Annotated in this window: 16 protein-coding genes; all 16 read right to left on the bottom strand. The window is 64.4% G+C overall.

Annotated features, from left to right (window positions below):
• Positions 1–68 precede the first annotated feature (68 nt).
• Positions 69–1,691, bottom strand: a complete 1,623-nt coding sequence (locus ACK4OE_RS10370) for a C13 family peptidase (RefSeq protein ID WP_409884733.1) — start codon at positions 1,689–1,691, stop codon at positions 69–71.
• A 60-nt stretch (positions 1,692–1,751) separates the two neighbouring features.
• Positions 1,752–2,756, bottom strand: coding sequence for a formate dehydrogenase accessory sulfurtransferase FdhD (locus ACK4OE_RS10365; RefSeq protein ID WP_409884732.1), 1,005 nt, complete (start codon positions 2,754–2,756; stop codon positions 1,752–1,754).
• 207 nt (positions 2,757–2,963) lie between these two features.
• Positions 2,964–3,365 carry a hypothetical protein gene (locus ACK4OE_RS10360; RefSeq protein ID WP_409884765.1) on the bottom strand — a complete coding sequence of 134 codons (402 nt, stop codon included), beginning with the start codon at positions 3,363–3,365 and terminating at the stop codon, positions 2,964–2,966.
• 14 nt (positions 3,366–3,379) lie between these two features.
• A complete protein-coding gene (locus ACK4OE_RS10355) occupies positions 3,380–4,594 on the bottom strand; it encodes a formate dehydrogenase subunit gamma (protein WP_409884731.1) in 1,215 nt (404 codons plus the stop codon).
• Between the two features lie 8 nt (positions 4,595–4,602).
• Complete coding sequence (locus tag ACK4OE_RS10350) at positions 4,603–4,845, bottom strand: hypothetical protein (RefSeq protein ID WP_409884730.1); 243 nt, start codon at positions 4,843–4,845, stop codon at positions 4,603–4,605.
• On the bottom strand, positions 4,842–5,459 hold the full coding sequence (gene fdh3B, locus ACK4OE_RS10345; RefSeq protein ID WP_409884729.1) for a formate dehydrogenase FDH3 subunit beta: 618 nt from the start codon (positions 5,457–5,459) through the stop codon (positions 4,842–4,844). Before fdh3B ends, ACK4OE_RS10350 begins: the two co-directional genes overlap by 4 nt.
• A gap of 10 nt (positions 5,460–5,469) precedes the next feature.
• Complete coding sequence (locus ACK4OE_RS10340; protein WP_409884728.1) at positions 5,470–8,439, bottom strand: formate dehydrogenase subunit alpha; 2,970 nt, start codon at positions 8,437–8,439, stop codon at positions 5,470–5,472.
• A gap of 14 nt (positions 8,440–8,453) precedes the next feature.
• Complete coding sequence (locus ACK4OE_RS10335) at positions 8,454–8,663, bottom strand: formate dehydrogenase (RefSeq protein ID WP_034692953.1); 210 nt, start codon at positions 8,661–8,663, stop codon at positions 8,454–8,456.
• Positions 8,664–8,809: 146 nt separating this feature from the next.
• The gene (locus ACK4OE_RS10330; protein WP_409884764.1) at positions 8,810–9,427 is read right to left on the bottom strand and encodes a molecular chaperone; all 618 of its coding nucleotides are present in this window, start codon (positions 9,425–9,427) and stop codon (positions 8,810–8,812) included.
• A 17-nt stretch (positions 9,428–9,444) separates the two neighbouring features.
• A complete protein-coding gene (locus ACK4OE_RS10325) occupies positions 9,445–11,526 on the bottom strand; it encodes a 4Fe-4S binding protein (RefSeq protein ID WP_409884763.1) in 2,082 nt (693 codons plus the stop codon).
• Positions 11,486–12,262 carry a DUF3306 domain-containing protein gene (locus ACK4OE_RS10320; protein ID WP_409884727.1) on the bottom strand — a complete coding sequence of 259 codons (777 nt, stop codon included), beginning with the start codon at positions 12,260–12,262 and terminating at the stop codon, positions 11,486–11,488. The genes ACK4OE_RS10325 and ACK4OE_RS10320 overlap by 41 nt, the downstream gene beginning before the upstream one ends.
• On the bottom strand, positions 12,255–12,806 hold the full coding sequence (locus ACK4OE_RS10315) for a DUF3305 domain-containing protein (RefSeq protein ID WP_409884726.1): 552 nt from the start codon (positions 12,804–12,806) through the stop codon (positions 12,255–12,257). The genes ACK4OE_RS10320 and ACK4OE_RS10315 overlap by 8 nt, the downstream gene beginning before the upstream one ends.
• A 66-nt stretch (positions 12,807–12,872) precedes the next feature.
• Positions 12,873–15,770, bottom strand: a complete 2,898-nt coding sequence (fdhF, locus tag ACK4OE_RS10310; RefSeq protein ID WP_409884725.1) for a formate dehydrogenase subunit alpha — start codon at positions 15,768–15,770, stop codon at positions 12,873–12,875.
• Entirely contained in the window at positions 15,767–17,662 is a 1,896-nt protein-coding gene (locus ACK4OE_RS10305; RefSeq protein WP_409884724.1) for an NADH-ubiquinone oxidoreductase-F iron-sulfur binding region domain-containing protein, read from the bottom strand. The genes fdhF and ACK4OE_RS10305 overlap by 4 nt, the downstream gene beginning before the upstream one ends.
• 193 nt (positions 17,663–17,855) lie before the next feature.
• Positions 17,856–18,803 carry a LysR substrate-binding domain-containing protein gene (locus ACK4OE_RS10300; RefSeq protein ID WP_409884723.1) on the bottom strand — a complete coding sequence of 316 codons (948 nt, stop codon included), beginning with the start codon at positions 18,801–18,803 and terminating at the stop codon, positions 17,856–17,858.
• Between the two features lie 176 nt (positions 18,804–18,979).
• The coding region (locus tag ACK4OE_RS10295) for an Mrp/NBP35 family ATP-binding protein (RefSeq protein WP_409884722.1) at positions 18,980–19,612 on the bottom strand (633 nt) is incomplete at its 5' end.

Below are 19,612 nucleotides of genomic sequence, written 5' to 3'. Positions count from 1 at the left end.
GGGGCCCAGCGAGGACAGTTCGTGCTGTATTCGCAGCCGACGATGTCTAGGTCCGACACGCTCCTCGCCTATCTGGCGCTGACTGCCACGGGCACGCCTTCCGCCATGGTGGTTGCAAGACGTTCCTCCAACGCCTGCAAAACAGGCGCAATCTGCGTGCCCACGCGGATCTGTGGGTTAGAGAAACCATCGGCCTTGCCCGCTTCGACTTCGCGCTGGGCGATCAGGGGCACAGCCTTTTCAAAGGCCTGGCTGAACGAATGGGTCTGGCGCAGTTGTTCGTTGAATACCGCGCGGCCAAAAAAGGTGAGCTCGGAGCGTGTGCCGCAGCCGTACGAAGTGTGTGTGGCGTCGGCCGCCGTCATGATGAGGGTGCTGTCGGTGGCCAGGGGTTCGATCCAGCCGCCCGAATAGCAGGCCGACACGGCAATCACCCGGTTGCGGATGCCCGACTCGTCCAGTGCGGCACGCAGCATCTCGGGGGTGGCGGGCGGCACCTGCAGCGGCCAATGTGCGGCGGCCAGCTCGTGGTTGCGTGCGCCGTGCGAGGTCATGTAGATGACCAGCACGTCGGCGTCGCGGTCCATGCGCTGGGCCAGGCCTGCAATGGCACGCTGCAGGTTTTGAGGTGTCGCCCAGGCGTGGGTGGCGGCGGTGTCGGCATGGTTGAGCAGGTGGATCACCCGGCCCTGCGCGTCAAAACGCTCTTGCAGCAAGGTGCTGACCATGGTGCTTTCGCGGCGAAACACTTCTTCGCCTGCATAGGGCGCAAACACCAGGCCATACACATCGGCAACGCCGGGGCGTTCGGGCGCCAGGGCCTGAAGTTGCTGCGGGAGCAAGGGCTGCTGTGCCTCGAACACCGTTTGCGTGAGGGTGAGCCGGACCGGCTCGGCTGCCGGGTCACCAGAATCGCCCGAGGCTGCAGCCAGCGCCTGGGCCGCTTCGGCATCGAACTCCCACGGGCGATCCGGAAACTGCCAGGTGCCCAGGGCGATCACACCGATCAACCCCGCGGCACACACCGTGGTGCGGGCTGACGAGCGGATGAAGCGCGCGCTGACCACTACCAGTGCGGCAATGATCCAGACCGTTAGCGCGCCATAGATAACCCAGAGAACCATGCTGGCCACATCACCGGCCCACAGTGACGGCTTGTGCGCCACCGATGCCAAGAGCCCGTACATCGCCAAGGTCGGCAGCAGCGGTGCCCACGAAGACAGGGCATACCATGCCGCAAGTCCGCCCGTCGGTGCCCGCTCATCGTCCGCAGGCCGCGCCTGTGCAGGCGCCATGGCCCACCAGCCAAGCCACAGAATCAACAGCCCGCTCCACAGCGACATGAGCCACCCGCGCGGGTTGAACTGAGCGGGGCCTGCGACCTCCAGCCGCGCCATGCCCAGCAGCAGCGCGGTGCCCGCCATCACCAGCACGATCAGCTGCCAGGGCGTCGGTGTGCTGGCTCCAGTGCGGGGTCGATAGAAAAACGTGGCCCGCAGACCTTCGACCAGCCAGCGGACCAACGGCAGACGCGTGGGGACGGCCGTTGTCGCCTGGTGCAGCGACTGGGCAGGCTGCGGCAGCCCGGGATGCCCATCCAGGGGGATTTCTATCTTGGCGAACTCAGGGCCCCATTGGCTGGGGAGCGTGTCGGCCCAGGCGCTCTTTTTCTCGGCGTGCAGGTCTTTCATGCGCGCATCATGCCATTGTGGCGTGACCGCGCTGCAGGCCGAAGGCTGTCCGTTGGCAGACTACACGGCAGTATTGGTCGTCGCAGCCGGGGCCACCGATGGCGGTGTCGCCAATTCCGGCTGCAGCACCAAGCGATGCTCGCCGCTGTAGCAGACAAACCGCCGGTTGGTGGCGCGCCCAATGGCACACAGCCCCAGTTGCTGCGCCACTGCGTGGCCCATCTGAGTCATGCCGCTGCGCGACACCACAATGGGAACACCCATCTGCGCGGATTTAATGACCATCTCGCTGGTGAGCCGGCCGGTTGTGTAGAAAACCTTGTCTCCGCCAGACATGGGAACGTGGGCGCCGTGAGGAGGAATCGCTTCGGCGCCGACGGCCCGCGACTCCTGCGAATACCCGGAATGCGGAGCCTCGGAGTCCGCCAGGTCGGGTTCAACTGACTCGGGATTCATCCACATCCAGCCCGCAATGGTGTCGATGGCGTTGTGGCGCCCAACGTCTTCCACAAAAATTAGCAGGTCCTCGCCCCGGAACAGCGCGCAGCCATGCACAGAGCCCGCCGACTTGTAGGTGGTTTCCTTGAGCCGTATGGCGTTCACGATGCCGTACAACTGGGCCTGCGTCAGGCGCGCATCGGGCAATGCGATGCGGTCTACCTCGTCCATCAGCCCACCAAACACACTGCCCTGCCCGCAGCCCGTGGTCACCACCTTGCTGGCCGTGCGCTCTTCAATCCGGGCAATGCCATGGCGTGTGCGTACGGCGGCAGCATGCACCTCCCAATCGACGGTGATGGATTCAATGTCAAACACCGACTCCACCAAACGCTGGTTGCGCAGGTAGCCCAGCACCAGCAGTTCAGGCTGTGCGCCCAGGGTCATGAGCGTGACCAGTTCACGCTTGTCCACATAGACGGTGAGGGGCCGCTCGGCGGGGATCTGCACCTGCTCGCGTTCTCCGCGCTCGTTGACCACATCGACGGAATGCGTGAGCGGCGCCTGCGCCTGTGTGAGGCGGGGCCAGCCGGGGGATGCGAAAGCGGGAGCAGTTCGGGAAGTCATGGGTCAAATGTACGCACTGCGTTGTCCAGCCACTGGTGGCACGACATTGGGGTGTCTACGGACAGGGTTACGAGATGGCGGTTACAAACAATGTAAACAATCTGCTGGCGCCACGTTGCCCATCGCCAACGAAAAAGCCGCACCACGGTCTGTGGTGCGGCCTGCGTAAAGAGAGCGCTGATCCAGCGGTTACTACGGATGCTGCAATCAGGACTTGGGGGCTGATGCCGCCCCCGCCGCCGCAGGTGCCTGGGGAACCTGGGTGTTAGGTGGGCTGCTGGCCGTACCCGGTGGCGAATGAGCGCCTGCGGCTTCGATCGGCTTGGCAACAGGGGGCGTGTATGCGAATGGCCCTGGATCGGTGCAACCCGTGCCCGCTGCAGTGGCGGGTTTGGCCGACGGCGTGGTCTTGCGATAGTGCGCGGCAACCTTGTCTTGCGACAGGCAGAGCTTGAAGTTGTCGACCTTGCCTGCCCATGCCGATTTGGCTGCTGCTTCGGCCGCTTTGGCCGCAGCCTCAGGGGTTGGCGGTGGCAACTTGGCCGACGCCAAAGTGCAGACACAGGTGGCGCACAGAGCCACCAAGGTTTTACGTGCGAGGAATGTCATCGTCATGGGGAGCCTCATGCCTGAACGGGCTTGCCTGCAACGGCCTCGCCTGCAGGGGGCGTAGCGCTGCGCTGTTGGGGGATCTTGCCAGCCTGGATGTCGTCATACCAGAGTTCGTGGTGCTCTTTGGCCCAACCCTCGCTGACATAACCAGTGCGCATGGCCTTGTAGGCGCCGCGCATACCCACGGTGCCCATGTAGATATGGCCGCAGATCAGCGCCATCATCCAGATCGCGAGCGTGGCGTGCACCATGTGGGCAATCTGCATGTCGCTGCGCACATCGCCAAAACCGGGAATCAGCTTGTCGAGCACGAGGCCAGACACCACCACAAAGACGCCCGGGATCGTGATGCCCCACCAGAACAGGCCCTTTTCACCCGCGTTGAAGCGGTGCGAGGGGACTTGGTGGTGATCACCACGGCCAAACATGCCGCCGCCCTTGGCCAACCACACAAAGTCCGCCCGGTTGGCGATGTTGTCCTTGATGAAGGTGAGGATGATCACCAGCAGCGACACGGCAAACAGCGGGCCCACGAAGTTGTGCACGTTCTTGAGCGCATAAGTGAGCCAGCCGAACAGCGTGCTGCCCATGATGGGCAGCAGGAAGAACTTGCCGAACGCCATCACAATGCCCGAAATGGCCAGGGTGATGAACGCAAAGGCGTTGGACCAGTGGGCCGCACGTTCAAATGGCGTGAAGCGTTCGATGCGGCGTGGACCCACTCCGTCAGAATGTTCCTGGCCCATGGGGCCCTTCACAAAATAGAAGATAGCCAATGCCAGCAACACGATGGCAAACAACGCCGCGCCGTACGGAATGATCCAGTTGTTGCGCACCTGCCGCCACGCCTCACCCGCGTTGGTCACGCGGGAGCCGGGGTACTGCACAAAAGGCTGGATCAGGTTGCCCGCTTCAGGCGCCTGGCTTTGGGGCAGACTGCTGTAGCCCGTCACCCCCTGGCCCACTTGGCGCCACATGGGCGCGTTGTTGCCGGGCTGCACCTTGGCGCGTTCGCCGTTGGTCTGCTCTGCGTACTTGGGGTCGGCGCTGGCGTCCGGCTTGACCTCAAAAATGTTCTGGCTTTGAATGCCCCCCGGCGCAGCAGCGGGCGCTGGGGCAGCAGTGCCTGCTCGCGCTGCCGCATCCGGGACCGCAGGTGCCTGCGCTTGGGCAGGCACCCATGCCAAGCCTGCCACCAAGGCCAAGGACCACACGATGTGTTTCATGGTGGACCTCACTTGGATGATGGAGTGCGGGTGTATTCGTTCTGACCGTACTGCTGGCGCGCCTTCAACTGGGCTTCCCAGCTGGTCTTGTCACCAGCCGTCCAGCCGGACTGCATGAAGTTGCTGCCGGTGCCGGCGTAAGGCGCCGCATCGCTGCGGATGCCCGCGCCAGTCTGTGGATGCTCTCCGCAAGCCGTCAGCGCGGTCAATGCGAAAGCGGTAGCGAGGATGAGGTGAAGACGCTTCATCATGACTTGGCTCCTGCAGGCTGACCCGCTTGTTGCGAGCCGTAGGCAGTACCCCAGCCCCACACTTCGGCGCCCTTGCCACGCTGCACGACACGGTTGCGGAAGATGTCCGCCACCACATCGCCATCACCAGCCAGCAGTGCCTTGGTAGAGCACATTTCTGCGCAGGCGGGCAGCTTGCCCTCGGCCAGGCGGTTACGCCCGTATTTTTCAAACTCGGACTGGCTGCCATGCGCCTCAGGGCCACCCGCACAGAACGTGCACTTGTCCATCTTGCCGCGCACACCAAACGTGCCCGAAGATGGGAACTGGGGCGCGCCAAATGGGCAGGCGTAGCTGCAGTAGCCGCAGCCAATGCACACGTCTTTGTCATGCAGTACCACACCCTCTTCGGTGCGGTAAAAGCAGTTGACGGGGCAAACGGCCATGCAGGGTGCATCACTGCAGTGCATGCAAGCCACGGAGATGGACTTCTCGCCGGGTACACCGTCGTTGAGCGTGACCACGCGGCGGCGGTTTACGCCCCACGGTACTTCATGCTCGTTCTTGCAAGCCGTCACGCAGCCGTTGCATTCGATGCAGCGCTCTGCATCGCAGATAAATTTCATTCGTGCCATTGCCGTCTCCTTACGCGCGTTCCACGTTGCAGATCGTGGTTTTGGTTTCTTGCATCATGGTCACGCTGTCGTAGCCATAGGTGGTTGCAGTGTTCACAGCCTCGCCGCGCACCACGGGTGCTGCGCCCTTGGGGTAGTGCGCCAGCATGTCCACGCCCTGCCAGTGGCCCGAGAAGTGAAACGGCATCCACACTGTGTCTGGTGCCACACGCTCGGTGACCAGAGCCTGCACATTGAGGCGTGCGCCGGTAGGAGAACTCAGCCACACACGCTCGCCATTGCGGATGCCGCGGTCGGCTGCCGTCTTGGGGTTGATTTCGACAAACGACTCTTGCTGCAGCTCGGCCAGCCAGGGGTTGGAGCGGGTTTCCTCGCCACCACCTTCGTACTCGACCAGTCGGCCAGAAGTCAGGATGAGCGGGAACTTTTCCTGCACCTTGTCCGCAATGTTTTTGTCCTGCACGCTCTTGTAAAGCGTGGGAAGACGCCAGAACGCCTTTTTGTCATCGTGCGTGGGGTACTTGGCCATGAGATCAGGCCGTGTGCCATATAGCGGCTCGCGGTGCTGCGGAATGGCATCAGGGAAGTTCCACACCACCGCGCGGGCCTTGGCGTTACCGAACGGATGGCAACCATGCTTCATCGTCACGCGGATGATCGCGCCCGTGGGATCGGTCTTCCAGTTCTTGCCTTCGGCTTTGGCTTTCTCGGCGTCGCTCAGGTCGTCCCACCAACCCAGTTTCTTGAGCAGCACGTGGTCGAACTCAGGGTAGCCCGTGGTGATCTCGCTACCCACGGAGTGCGAGCCGTCTTCTGCCAGCAGGTTCTGACCGTCCTTTTCCACACCGAAATTGGCGCGGAAGTTACCGCCGCCTTCCATCACGTGTTTGGAGGTGTCGTACAGGTTGGGCGAACCGGGGTGCTTGAGCTCGGGCGTGCCGTAGCAGGGCCATGGCAGACCGAAATAGTCACCGCCAAAGTCGTAGCCGGTTTCCTTGTCCTTGCCGCCCTTGGACTTCAGGGTCTTCACATCGAACAGGTGCATGTTCCGCATGTGGGCCTTCAGGCGCTCAGGGCTCTGGCCGGTGTAGCCAATGGTCCAGACCGACTTATTGATTTCGCGCAGGATGTCTTCGACCACGGGCTCGTCCATGCCCTTGACCTTCTGCATCTTGTAGTTCTTGGACAGCTCGGCCGCGAAGCCCAGCTTTTCAGCGAACTGGTGCATGATCATGTGGTCCGAGCGGCTCTCCCACAGCGGCTCGATCACCTTCTCACGCCACTGGATGGAGCGGTTGGATGCCGTGCAAGAACCACTGGTCTCGAACTGCGTGGCCGCGGGCAGCAGGTACACGGCACGGTTGGGGTTCAGGTCTTCGGCCTTGCCTGGCATGGCGGCCATGGCCGCCGTGGCTGATGGGTAAGGGTCCACCACGACCAGCAAATCCAGCTTGTCCATGGCGCGCTTCATTTCGAGGCCACGGGTTTGCGAGTTGGGCGCATGTCCCCAGAAGAACACGCCGCGCAGGTTGGAATCCTGGTCGATCAGCTCATTGTTTTCCAGCACGCCATCGATCCAGCGCGACACGGTGATGCCGCTCTTGGTCATCATTGCGGGCGATGCGTACTGCTTTTTGATCCACTCAAAATCGACACCCCACACGGCGGCAAAGTGCTTCCACGAGCCTTCGGCCAGGCCGTAGTAGCCGGGCAGCGAATCTGGGTTGGGACCCACATCGGTGGCGCCTTGCACGTTGTCATGGCCGCGGAAGATGTTGGTGCCGCCACCGGTCTTGCCCACATTGCCCAGCGCCAGTTGCAGGATGCACGACGCACGCACAATGGCGTTGCCGATGGTGTGCTGCGTCTGCCCCATGCACCACACGATGGTGCCGGGGTTGTTGTCGTGCAACATTTTGGCGACCTTGAACACCTGCGCTTCTGGAACACCGCAGGCCTCTTCGACCTTGTCGGGGGTCCACTTGGCCAGCACTTCGTCGCGCACCTTCTCCATGCCGTAGACACGGTCGTTGATGTACTTCTTGTCTTCCCAGCCGTTCTTGAAGATGTGATACAGCACGCCGAACAGGAAGGGGATGTCGGTGCCGGAGCGAATGCGCACGAACTCGTCAGCCTTGGCAGCCGTGCGGGTAAAGCGCGGGTCCACCACAATCATCTTGCAGCCGGTTTCCTTGGCGTGCAGCATGTGCAGCATGCTCACGGGGTGTGCCTCTGCCGCGTTCGAGCCAATGTACAGGGCGACCTTGCTGTTTTGCATGTCGTTGTACGAATTGGTCATGGCGCCATAGCCCCATGTGTTGGCCACACCCGCCACGGTGGTCGAGTGGCAGATGCGTGCCTGGTGGTCGCAGTTGTTGGTGCCCCAGAAGCTTACAAACTTGCGCAGCAGGTAGGCCTGCTCGTTGTTGTGCTTGGACGAGCCCACAAAATACACGCTGTCGGGGCCACTGGCCTTGCGAAGCTCTTGCATCTTGGCGGTGATTTCATTCAGCGCCGTGTCCCAGCTGATTCGTTCGTACTTGCCGTTGACCAGCTTCATGGGGTAGCGCAGGCGGTATTCGCCGTGGCCGTGTTCGCGCAATGCCGCGCCCTTGGCGCAGTGGGCGCCCAGGTTGATGGGCGAGTCAAACACGGGCTCTTGCCGCACCCAAACGCCGTTTTCGACAATGGCATCCACTGCACAACCCACCGAACAGTGGGTGCAAATCGTGCGGCGCACTTCGATCTTGCTGTCGCCGATAGCGACCTTGGCGCCTTCGGCAGCGTTTGATTTTTTGACCAGCGTGAGCTGCGATGCCGCAATACCGACACCGACGCCCAGACCGGAGCGGCGCAGGAACGAGCGCCGGTCCATGGTGGGCAGCGCCTGCGACAGGCCGCGACGCAGGCTGTGCACAAAAGGAGAGGCAGACGACGATGCGTTCTGCACCTCGTGGGAGGACTTCTTGGTTAACAACATGGCACGCCCCGCGGTCAGAGTTGGGTGGTCTTGTAGTACTGCTTCACGTGCGCAGACAGGTGGTAGCCACCGCCTTTTTCTGGCGCAACGCGAGCGGGTTCAGACACGACGGCATCTGACGGAGCTACATGGGGGAGAGCCACAACGGCTGCTGCTGCAGCCCCTACGGTGGCGGCGCCGGAAAAAAAACTCCGGCGGGACGAATTTGGCTGGCGGTTCTGCATGCGTGTCTCCAGAATGGCTGGCAGCTATGAAACGGATTTCATACAGTCTATGTCAGTGTGTAAAACCCTGCAATCGAGCTTTACACCACCCACTAACTCACTCATCTTTTATAGCGTCCGCATCAGGGTTTGTGCGGACACCAGACTCACTCCAACATGTCGAAGCCCTGGGCCTCCACCGACACGAAAGCCCGCGTGAACTGGGCCACTGCGGCATAAAAGCGTGCTTGCGGGTGCGCGCCCAGTGCATCGCACAACCGCAAAACCCAAGGCTGCAGGTGCGTTGCAAAAAAGTCGCGCTGGGATGTCAGGTTGCAGACAGCAACGTCATCCCCGGCAATCAGGTAGCGCATCACCTCGCACAGGTAAGCCACATGGTCCTCGGTCTCTGACATGGCATCGTCGCGCGCAAGGCCCAGGCCGTCCAGATCGGTGCGCAGGCGAGCAAGGGGCTTCTCGTTCAAAAAGCCGCTCAGATAGTGCGACCCATACAGGTACACCTCGGGCTTGCCCACACCGCCAAACAGACGATCGAACTCCAGCGCAATCGCGGCATCGCTCAGTTCGCGGCTTGTGCCGACCAGCACTTGCCAGGGCTCTTGCAAAAACGCGCCATCGGCCGGGGCCTCCGTCACTGCCACGCGCAATGCGGACAACAGCTCCGCGCTGGGCACCGCGTAGTAAAGCTGCGACAGCAGACCATAGAGCTCGGCGCGCGCGGTTTCCTCGTCCAGGGCAGAGCTGGTGGGCGGTCCGGCAGACATCAGGGAAGGGTTGGCGCTCACAGGTCCGTCACTTTCGTTTCGCTTTGGGAGGAATACAGGTCGATCACGCGGCAGTCACTGCACATCTTCAGACGCTCCAGCGCCTCACCCTGGAACATGGCGTGGCCAGACAACTTGCCCAGCATGGCCTCGATGGCTTTGACCGTGCCAAACGGCTTGCTGCAACGCACACAGGCCCAGGGCTTGGCCTCGTTGAGCACGCGCAGTTGCGCACGCTCCGGCGCCAGCAGCAAACGCGGTTGCAGGGTGATGGCGTCTTCCGGGCAGGTGGTGGAGCACAGGCCACACTGCACGCAATTCTTTTCGATGAAGCGCAGCTGCGGCATCTGCGGGTTGTCCTGCAGGGCGCTGGCGGGGCAGGCGCTCACGCAGCTCAGGCACAGGGTGCAGCGGTCCTTGTTGACCTCAATCGTGCCCAGGGGCGACCCCACAGCGGGCAGGGCAATGGCCTCGGGCCGCTCAGCCACAGGCATCGGGGCCTGCTCGATGAGGTGGTCGAGCGCCATCTCCAGCGTGCTGCGCTTTTCCTGCGCCACGGCAAACCGTGCGGCCACGGCCGGGGTCTTCTGGCGGGTCTGGCCCAGGGTCTGCAATGCAGCGTCCAGGTCCGTCGGGTTCGATGCCCGCACCAGCTGCACATGCGTGCCCGTATAGCCCAGGCCACGCAAGAGACTCTGAGCCACATCCATCTGCGCCTGCAGGCCATCGAGGTACTGCGGCGCTTCTTCATTTGTCGTCAGCAATACCACCTGCGAAGCCCCATAGGCGATGGCGCTGAGCCACAGGTCCACCCCGGTACTGGCCGTGTGCCACAGCGCCACCGGGATCACATTGGCGGGCACGCCACGCGCCAGTTTCAGCTGGGCGGCGCGGCCCAGTTCCTCCACCAGCGCCTGACCGCGTTCCTGGCTGTGCAGCAGCAGCACGGCATCCTTGCCGCCCGCAGCGGTGTAAGTGGACAACAGCGTCTTGAGCTTGGTGCCCTGCTCGGATGCGCTGGGGTAGGCATAGGTGAGTGCTCCCGTGGGGCACACGGTGGTACAGGCACCGCAGCCCACACACAGGTTGGGGTTCACCTTGATTTGTTGGCGGCTCTTGTCGCTGCTGACTGCCTCGGCCGAGCAGATGTCCACACAGGCGTTGCAGCCCACGGTTTCGTTGCGGCTGTGCGCGCAAAGCTTTTGCTTGTAGACAAAAAACTTGGGTTTCTCAAACTCGCCCACCAGCTCGCGCAGCTTCAGCAGCGTGGCCATATTGACCCCATCACTACGCCCGTCCCAGCGCAGGTAGCCCTGCGGCAGCGCATGCTGCAGGAAGGTGGGTGTGGCGGTGGGTGAGCGCAGGTCCAGCACCAGGTCAAAGCGGTCGGTCTGCGCAGCAGCATCGCGCGTGAAGTCAATGGCACCGGCCACCTGGCACACCTTCACACAGTCGCGGTGCGAACTGCAGGCCGCCATGTCGATCTGGTAATCCAGCCCAATCGCGTTCTCGGGGCATGCTGCCACGCAGGCGTTGCAGCGTGTGCACAGGTCCAGGTCAATGGGGTTGTCGGCCTTCCACTGCAGCTCAAACGCGCCCAGCCAGCCGGCAAGACCCGTGATGCGCCCGCCCAACACCGGAAAACGCCGGGCCTGCGCACCGCCCGCATTGCCGGGGCCTTGGGTGAAAAGCGTCACATCCAGCACATCGGACACCAGCGCAGCAGCCTGCTCGGCCTGGTCCAGCGGCCCAATGATGAGCAAGCGGCCGGTGCTTTTGTAGGTGACCGTGGGCACGGGCTGCGGCTCGGGCAAATGCGCAGCTGCCAGCAGGGCAGCGATCTTTGGGCTGGCTTTGTCAGAGTCGCGGCTCCAGCCACCGGTTTCGCGGATGTTCACGAACCGGATGGGGGACACCGCACCTTCGGTCTGTTGGCCCAGGTCGGCAAAAAGGCGCTGCTCTTGTGTGCAGGCCACCACCACCTGATCGCCCGACCGGATGGCGTTTTGATAAGCCCCCGCATCGCGCCGACACAGGGTGGAGTGGAGGGTCAGGTCTTCATGCAGTGCCGCGCCCAACGCCTTGGCGTTGAGGGGCATCGTCTGGTTGCAGTCGCAGATGAGCGTCGTGGTCATGTTCTGTGTGGCTGGCTGGCATGGCAACCGCATCCCCTGGGGTGCCGGTAACCAGCGCAAGCTCGCTGGAGGGGTCGCTAGGAATAGCGTTGCATACCCCGGACTGTGCCACGTCTGAAGGGGTTTCTTCCTCCGCATCATCCCGAGGCTGAGCGGCGGCAGGGGCTATTGGGGCTGCTGCTGCGTCCGTGCCTGCAGGAGCCTCAGCGACCACGCCCTCCAAAGGTGTATCGGGCGCCGCATCGGTTTCGGCCTTCTTTTCATGGTCAAAGAAGCCCATGGCGTGGGCGCTGGCCATTTTGCGCAGCATGCCCTCGGGCAGCGGGTCAGGCTGGGTGTAGTCGCCGATGTAGATATCCAGGCCATCCATCACATTGAAGTGTGGGTCAGCAAAGAGCTTCTTCATGGCCAGGTTGCGCACCTCGGGCGATACATCGCGGGCCACAAAGGCTTTGAAGTCTGACGCGGGCGTAAGCGCCTGGGCATCGGCCAGCGTGGGCGGCGGCGGGGCTTCGCTGGCAGGCGCAGCGCGTTCCGCTTCGGCAGGGGCTGCACCAGCAGGCACAGCCGACGCGGGCTGCGGTGCCAAAGCAGCGGCTGACGGCACTGACGGCGCGGGTGGCGGCGGCTCCTCCAACGGCTTGCCCTCGCGCACCTCCTGCTTGCGGCGCGACCAGCGGCCCAAAAACCCGTCAGCCATGGCCGCCCCCTCCACCGCGTGTTTTTTCAGTGGAAACGGATGCGGGGTTGCCAAACCGGTCCTGCAGCGAGCGGAAGCTGTCAGGCCGCTTGCGGCGCTTGGGTTCGGGTTGGTAGTGCTCGGCCACAAAAGCGCGCAGGGCCTCGACCACCTCGGGCGCTGCAGGCACTTGTTCCACGGTTTCCTGGGCATCCAGCCAGCGTCCGGCATCGTGGTAGCTCAGGCTCACAGCCAGGGGGCGGGCCAGCGGGATCTCGCCGGTGCCGGGGTCCTCATCGCGGCGCCACATCACAAACCAGCAGGGTGCGGGCGAAGTGAGATTGAGGTGGTAGCCCTCGGCGTCGTCGCGGAACAGCTCTGCCCTGAACCCCGGGAACAGCCAGCGCTGCTCACGGTCGTCCTGAATGAGCTGGCGCGGCTCGGTGCCAAAGGCGGGCTCGTTGATCACCACTTCGGCCAGCGACCAGCGCCAGGGCTGCCAGCGGTTGTCGATGTGCTCGCACCGCATGATCACGGCAACGTCGGTGTAGGGGCGCTCAGTCATGGGCGCAGACTTTACCCCGGCGCAAAGCCACCAGCAGCTTTGTCCGTAAAGCCCCTCTGCGCACGGTCAGCTTGCAGCCCCCTCCAGCACCTCCACCGCCACCGCGCAGTACTTGAACTCCGGGATCTTGCCGAACGGGTCCAGTGCCGCGTTGGTCAGCAGATTGGCGGCCGCCTCCACATACGCAAAGGGCATGAACACGGTGCCTCGCGGCGTGCCGTCGTCGCGGCGCACGCGCACCTGCAGCATGCCGCGCCGCGAGCGAATGCCCACCAGCGCCCCGGGCTGCACGCCCAGCCGGTCCAGTTCGTCGCCATGCAGCGACGCGGTGGCCATGGGCTCGATGGCGTCCAGCACCGTGCTGCGCCGCGTCATGCTGCCGGTGTGCCAGTGCTCCAGTTGGCGGCCGGTGATGAGCACCAGCGGGTACTCTGAGTCGGGCTTTTCCGCCGCCGGGATCACGCTGGCGGGCACCAGTTGCAGGCGGCCCGTGGGGGTGGGGAATTTTTCGGTGAAGACGATGGGCTGGCCGGGGTGGCCCTCTGTGAGGCACGGGTAGGTCACGCTCGAATCGCGCTCCAGCCGGTCCCAGGTGATGCCTTCAATGCTGGCGTGCATCGCCTGGCGCATTTCGTCGTACACGGCAGCTACGCCCGACTCTTCCCCCTCGTAGTTCCAATCCAGCCCCATCCGTCGAGCCAGTTGCTGAATGATCCACAGGTCCGGCTGCGCATCGCCCGGCGGGTTCAAGGCGCGGCGGCCCATCTGCACCATGCGGTCGGTATTGCTGGCGGTGCCGGTCTTCTCGGGCCAGGCGCTGGCGGGCAGCACCACATCGGCCAGCCAGGCAGTTTCGGTCAGGAAGATGTCTTGCACCACCAAGTGCGACAGGCTGGCCAGCGCGTGGCGCGCGTGGTTCAGGTCGGGGTCGCTCATGGCGGGGTTCTCGCCCATGATGTACATGCCACGCACCTTGTGCGGGTCGCTGTCGGGCGCCAGGGCCTTGTGCATGATCTCGACGACCGTGTAGCCGGGCGCTTCATCGAGCTTGGTGCCCCAGAAGTCTTCGAACCACGCATGCGCCCCGGCGTTGTCCACGCGCTGGTAGTTGGGGAACATCATGGGGATCAGCCCCGCGTCGCTCGCGCCCTGCACGTTGTTCTGGCCGCGCAGCGGGTGCAGGCCCGAGCCGGGCTTGCCGATCTGGCCGGTGATGGCGCACAGCGCGATCAGGCAGCGCGCGTTGTCGGTGCCATGCACGTGCTGGCTCACGCCCATTCCCCAGAGGATCATCGATGCCTTGGCCTGCGCAAACGCACGCGCCACCTCGCGCAGCGTCTCGGCTGGGATGCCACACACGGGGGCCATGGCCTCGGGGCTGCAGCCCATCACGTTGGCCTTGAGCGCCTCGAAGTTGTTGGCGCGGTCGCGGATGAAGGTTTCATGAACCAGGCCTTCGTCGATCACCGTGTGGATCAGCGCGTTGAGCATGGCCACGTCGGTGTCGGCCTTGAACTGCAGCGTGCGCCACGCATGGCGGCCAATGTCGGTGATGCGCGGGTCGGCCAGCACAATTTTGGCGCCACGCTTCGCGGCGTTCTTCATCCACGTGGCCGCCACCGGGTGGTTGGCCGTGGGGTTGGAGCCGATCACGAAGATCAACTCGGCATGCTCCACATCGTGCACCGGGTTGCTCACCGCGCCGGACCCCACACCTTCAAGCAGCGCAGCGACGCTGGAGGCGTGGCACAGCCGGGTGCAATGGTCCACGTTGTTGCTGCCAAAGCCTGTGCGCACCAGCTTCTGGAACAGGTAGGCCTCTTCGTTGCTGCCCTTGGCCGAGCCAAAGCCCGCCAGCGCCTTGGGGCCGTGCGTGTCGCGCAGGTTTTTGAGTGTGCCCGCCGCCAGGTCGAGCGCCTCGTCCCAGGTCGCCTCGCGGAAGGTGTCGCGCCAGTCGGCGCCGTAGGGCCGCACCTCCTTGGGCACGCCGGGCTTGCGGATCAAAGGCACCGTCAGCCGGTCGGGGTGGTGGGCGTAGTCGAAACCGAAGCGCCCTTTCACGCACAGGCGGCCGTGGTTGGCCGGGCCGTCGCGGCCTTCGACGCTGATGATTTTTTCATCGCGCACGTTGTAGGTGATGAGGCAGCCCACGCCGCAGAACGGGCAGACCGAATCGACCTTGCGGTCCACCTTTTGCGAGCCGATGTGTGTCTTGGGGCTGAGCGCGCCCGTGGGGCAGGCCTGTACACATTCGCCGCAGGCCACGCAGGTGCTCTCTGCCATGGGGTCGTCCAGGTCGAAGACGATCTTGCTGTCGGCCCCGCGCAGCGCGTAGCCGATCACGTCGTTGACCTGCTCTTCGCGGCAGGCGCGCACGCAGCGATTGCACTGGATGCAGGCATCCAGATTCACGGCCATGGCCGGGTGGCTCAGGTCGGGCGCGGGCTGCTCGCGGCGCAGGGCCTGGAGCGCGGGGCGCACGGCCACGCCCAGGCGGTCGGCCCACTCGCTCAACTCGCCGTGCTGGCCTATCGTTTCAGCAGTTTTTGAATCAAATTGGCCGCTAGCGCTTGATGGACAATCGCTACCAGCTATCAATTCAGGAGTATTGGCCTTTTGGTCGTTCCACTTGTAGCCCGCATCCGGCATGTCGGACAGCAGCATCTCCACCACCATCTGCTGGCTTTTGCGGGCACGCGGGCTGGACGCCTGCACCTTCATGCCTTCTGTCGGGGCGCGGCAGCAGCTGGGCGCCAACGTGCGCTCGCCCGCGATCTCGACCACGCAGGCGCGGCAGTTGCCGTCGGGGCGCAGGCCGTCGGTGTAGCAAAGGTGCGGGATGTCCACACCGTGACGCTGCGCGGCTTTGAGGATGGTTTCGCCGGGGAGCGCGGTGACGGGCTGGCCGTCCAGCTCGAACGCCACGCCGGCCTGCACAGCGGTAGAAGTCAACACGGCGCTCATGGCTTCACCCCGGTAGGCAACTGTTCGGTCAGGGGGCTGTTGCGCGGCTTGGGCAAATCGCCCGGCCACGGCCCCTCCCCCACCTCGTGCGGAAAGTATTTGTGGATGCAGCGAATGGGGTTGGGCGCCGCCTGGCCCAGGCCGCAGATGGACGCGTCGGCCATCACCTGCGCTAGGTCGTCCAGCAGCTCTTCGTCCCACAGCGGCGCTTCCATCAGCGTGGCCGCTTTGGCCGTGCCCACGCGGCAAGGCGTGCACTGGCCGCAGCTTTCGTGTTCAAAAAATCGCATCACATTCAGCGCCGCATCGCGCGCCCGGTCGTGCTGGCTGAGCACGATGACGGCGGCGGAGCCGATGAAGCAGCCGTAGGGCTGCAGGGTGTCGAAGTCGAGCGGGATGTTGTTGAGGCTGGCGGGCAATATGCCGCCCGATGCGCCGCCAGGCAGGTAGGCGTAGAGCTGGTGGCCATCCAGCATGCCGCCGCAGTATTCGTCGATGAGTTCTTGCACCGTGATGCCTGCGGGAGCGAGCTTGACGCCCGGGTGCTTCACGCGCCCGCTCACGCTGAAACTGCGCAGCCCCTTGCGGCCGTTGCGGCCAAAGCTGGCAAACCACTGCGGGCCGCGTTCGATGATGTCACGCACCCAGTACAACGTCTCGAAGTTGTGCTCCAGCGTGGGCCGGCCGAACAGGCCCACCTGCGCGATGTAAGGCGGGCGCATGCGGGGCTCGCCGCGTTTGCCTTCGATGCTCTCGATCATGGCCGACTCTTCGCCGCAGATGTAGGCGCCTGCGCCGCGCCGCAGCTCGATGTGCGGCAGGGGGCATGGGGGCTCAGCGCGCAGGTCGTCGAGCGCCGCTTGCAGCAGCGCGCGGCAGCCGTGGTATTCGTCGCGCAGGTAGATATAGACGGCCTCGGTGCCCACCACCTGGGCAGCTATGAGCACGCCTTCCAGAAAGCGGTGCGGGTCGCGCTCCAGGTACGTACGGTCTTTGAAGGTGCCGGGCTCGCCTTCGTCAATGTTGACGGCCATCAGACGCGGCGCGGGCTGGTCGCGCACGATGCGCCACTTTCGCCCGGCCGGAAAGCCCGCGCCGCCCAGGCCGCGCAGTCCCGAGTTTTCCATGGCCGCGAGCACCGCCTCGGCATCCATTTCGCCATTAACCAACGCGGCGGCGGTCTGGTAGCCACCGTGCGCACGGTAGGTGGCCAGGTCCGTATGGGCGGGGCTGATCCCATCCGGCTGCGCGGGCACGCTTTGCTCTGCCAGCCCGGAAATATCAAAATTGATAGCTGCTAGCGCTTGTGGATGAAGCGCTAGAGACCGATTTGGCTTCAAACTGACCGTTTCCAGCAATGTATCCACCGTGGCGTGTGGCACTGGGCACTGGTGCACCACCGCCACGGGCGCTTGTTCGCAGCGGCCCACGCAGGGCACCGCCACCACCTGCACATCGCCCTGCCCGGCCGCGCGCAGGCGCTCGGGCAGCATGGCCAGCAGTTCGTGTGCACCGGCCAGGCTGCAGCTCAGGCTGTCGCACACGCGCAGCACCAGGCGCGGGGCCAGGGCGTCATCACCGCGCACTATCTCGAAGTGGTGATAGAAACTCGCCACCTCATAGACCTCGGCCATGGGCAGATTCATCTGTTTGGCCAGCGCCACCAGATGCCGGTCGCGCAGCACGCCGAAGTGGTCGTTCAGGCGGTGCAGATATTCAATGAGCAGGTCCCGCCGAAAGCCCTCGGCCGGGCGCGGGCCCAGCAACTGCGCCACATCGGCCATCGCTGCGTCCTCGGGCTGGCGGCCCTTGAGGCGGCTTTTGCGGCGGATGCGCTCGCGCATGTCGTTGACCGACACGGCGGCCACGGTGGGGGCTTCGGTAAGGGGCATGGGGCGGGTGCGTGGGGGCGTTGTTTTGTATGAAGGCGCCTGCATAAGCCCGGCGCGCCGCCGCAGTGTCAGGCACGGCCGCAGAGCACGTCAAATTGCGGATGCACATGGGGCGATCACAAAAACAAATGAAACGACGGAAAAGTCTGCGCCGCGTAAATGAGCGTCAGCGCCCGGCCGACGTCTTTGGCCGTCAACCCGCAGCCAACAACCCGCTGTGCGCCGTGGCGTGTCGCAGCCAGTCCGCGTCTTGTGCCAGCGCCAGCGCCGCATCCAGTGCCCGCGTGGGCTGCACATGCCTGTGCGACATGAAACCAATGGGGGTGGTCAGCACGGGGCCGATGAGGGGCAGCGCCTGGATCCCGTCATGCCCGCGCACCGCATCCACCAGCGCGCCCGGTAAAACGCTGCACAGCTCGCCCGCCACCACGCTCAGCGCCAGGGTCAGCACCGAATCGGTTTCCATGGCCGGCAACACCGTGGCACCTGCGCTGCGAAAGGCGCCATCGACCAGGCTGCGGTTGTGCATCTCGGGGGTGAGCAGGCACAGCGGCAGGCGCGCGGCGTCGGCCCACTGCATGGGCGCACCGATCCGCAGGCCGCGCGTTGTGGCCCCAGGGGCGCGGCGCAGCACAAAGTAATGCTCCACATACTGCGGCCAGGCCTTGAGCTGCCCGCCACGCGAGGGCATGCGCTCGGTGTAGCCCAGGGCCAGGTCCAGCGAAATGTTCTCCAGCCCCGCCTCCAGCGCCTGCGAGCTCATCGACAGCGCCACCGGCACGATGCCCGGGTGCCGTGCCTGCAACTGCGCCGCAAACCGCGCCAGGATGGGCATGGCCGTGGGCACGGCGGCGAGGCGCAGGGTGCCGCGCGGGTGAGCGGCGTCGCTTAAGAGGTCCTGTTGCAGCACCTGGTGTTCATGCAGCATGCGCTGGGCCGTGGCCAGCACGCGCTCGCCCTCGGGCGTAAAGCCCTCAAAGCTGCGGCCCCGGCGCACCACCACCACGCCAAATTCCTTTTCCAGCGCCCGCAAAGCGTTGGACAGCGCAGGCTGCGTGATGTGGCAGGCCTGCGCGGCACGGCCAAAGTGCCGGTGCTCGTGCAGCGCCACCAGGTAGCGCAGGGAGGCGAGCAGGTTCATGGGGTCGCGCCCTGCCTCAGAGCGGAATGCCACATCAGGCGCTCCCCCTGGGCAATTGGGCAAGCGCCCCTTGCACAATTCGTCCGCTCATGATTTTTTAGCTATTTTGGCCTCTAGCGCTTATCCATCAAGCGCTGATAGCTATATTTTTAATAGCAAATCAGGTTTTGCACCTACTAGGTGTTCTTGCTGATCGAGATCGTCGGGAACTTGCTCGAAAAATCTTTCGCCTGCTGCGCAATCTTCACCGCCACGTCGCGCGCCACCTTCTTGTAGATCTTGGCCACGTCGCCGTCCGGGTCGGCCACCACGGTGGGCTTGCCGCTGTCGGCCTGCAGGCGGATGCTCATGTCCAGCGGCAGCGCGCCCAGGTAGTCCATGTTGTATTCGGCCGCCATCTTCTTGCCGCCGTCGGCGCCGAAGATGTGCTCGACCTGGCCGCAGTTGCTGCACACATGCACCGCCATGTTCTCGACGATGCCCAGGATGGGCACGCCCACCTTCTCGAACATCTTGATGCCTTTCTTGGCGTCCAGCAGCGCGATGTCCTGCGGCGTGGTGACGATGACCGCGCCGGTCATGGGCACGCGCTGGCTCAGGGTGAGCTGGATGTCGCCGGTGCCGGGGGGCATGTCGATGATGAGGTAGTCGAGGTCCTTCCAGTTGGTCTGGCGCAAGAGCTGCTCCAGCGCCTGGGTGGCCATGGGGCCGCGCCAGATCATGGCTTCGTCCTGGTCCACCAGGAAGCCGATGGACATGACCTGCACGCCGTAGTTTTCCAGCGGCTCCATGGTCTTGCCGTCGTCGCT

Source organism: Acidovorax sp. (assembly GCF_046314175.1).
Classification (GTDB): domain Bacteria; phylum Pseudomonadota; class Gammaproteobacteria; order Burkholderiales; family Burkholderiaceae_C; genus Acidovorax.
The sequence above is the reverse complement of the archived record's forward strand: the minus strand, read 5'-3'. Positions and strand labels throughout refer to the sequence as shown.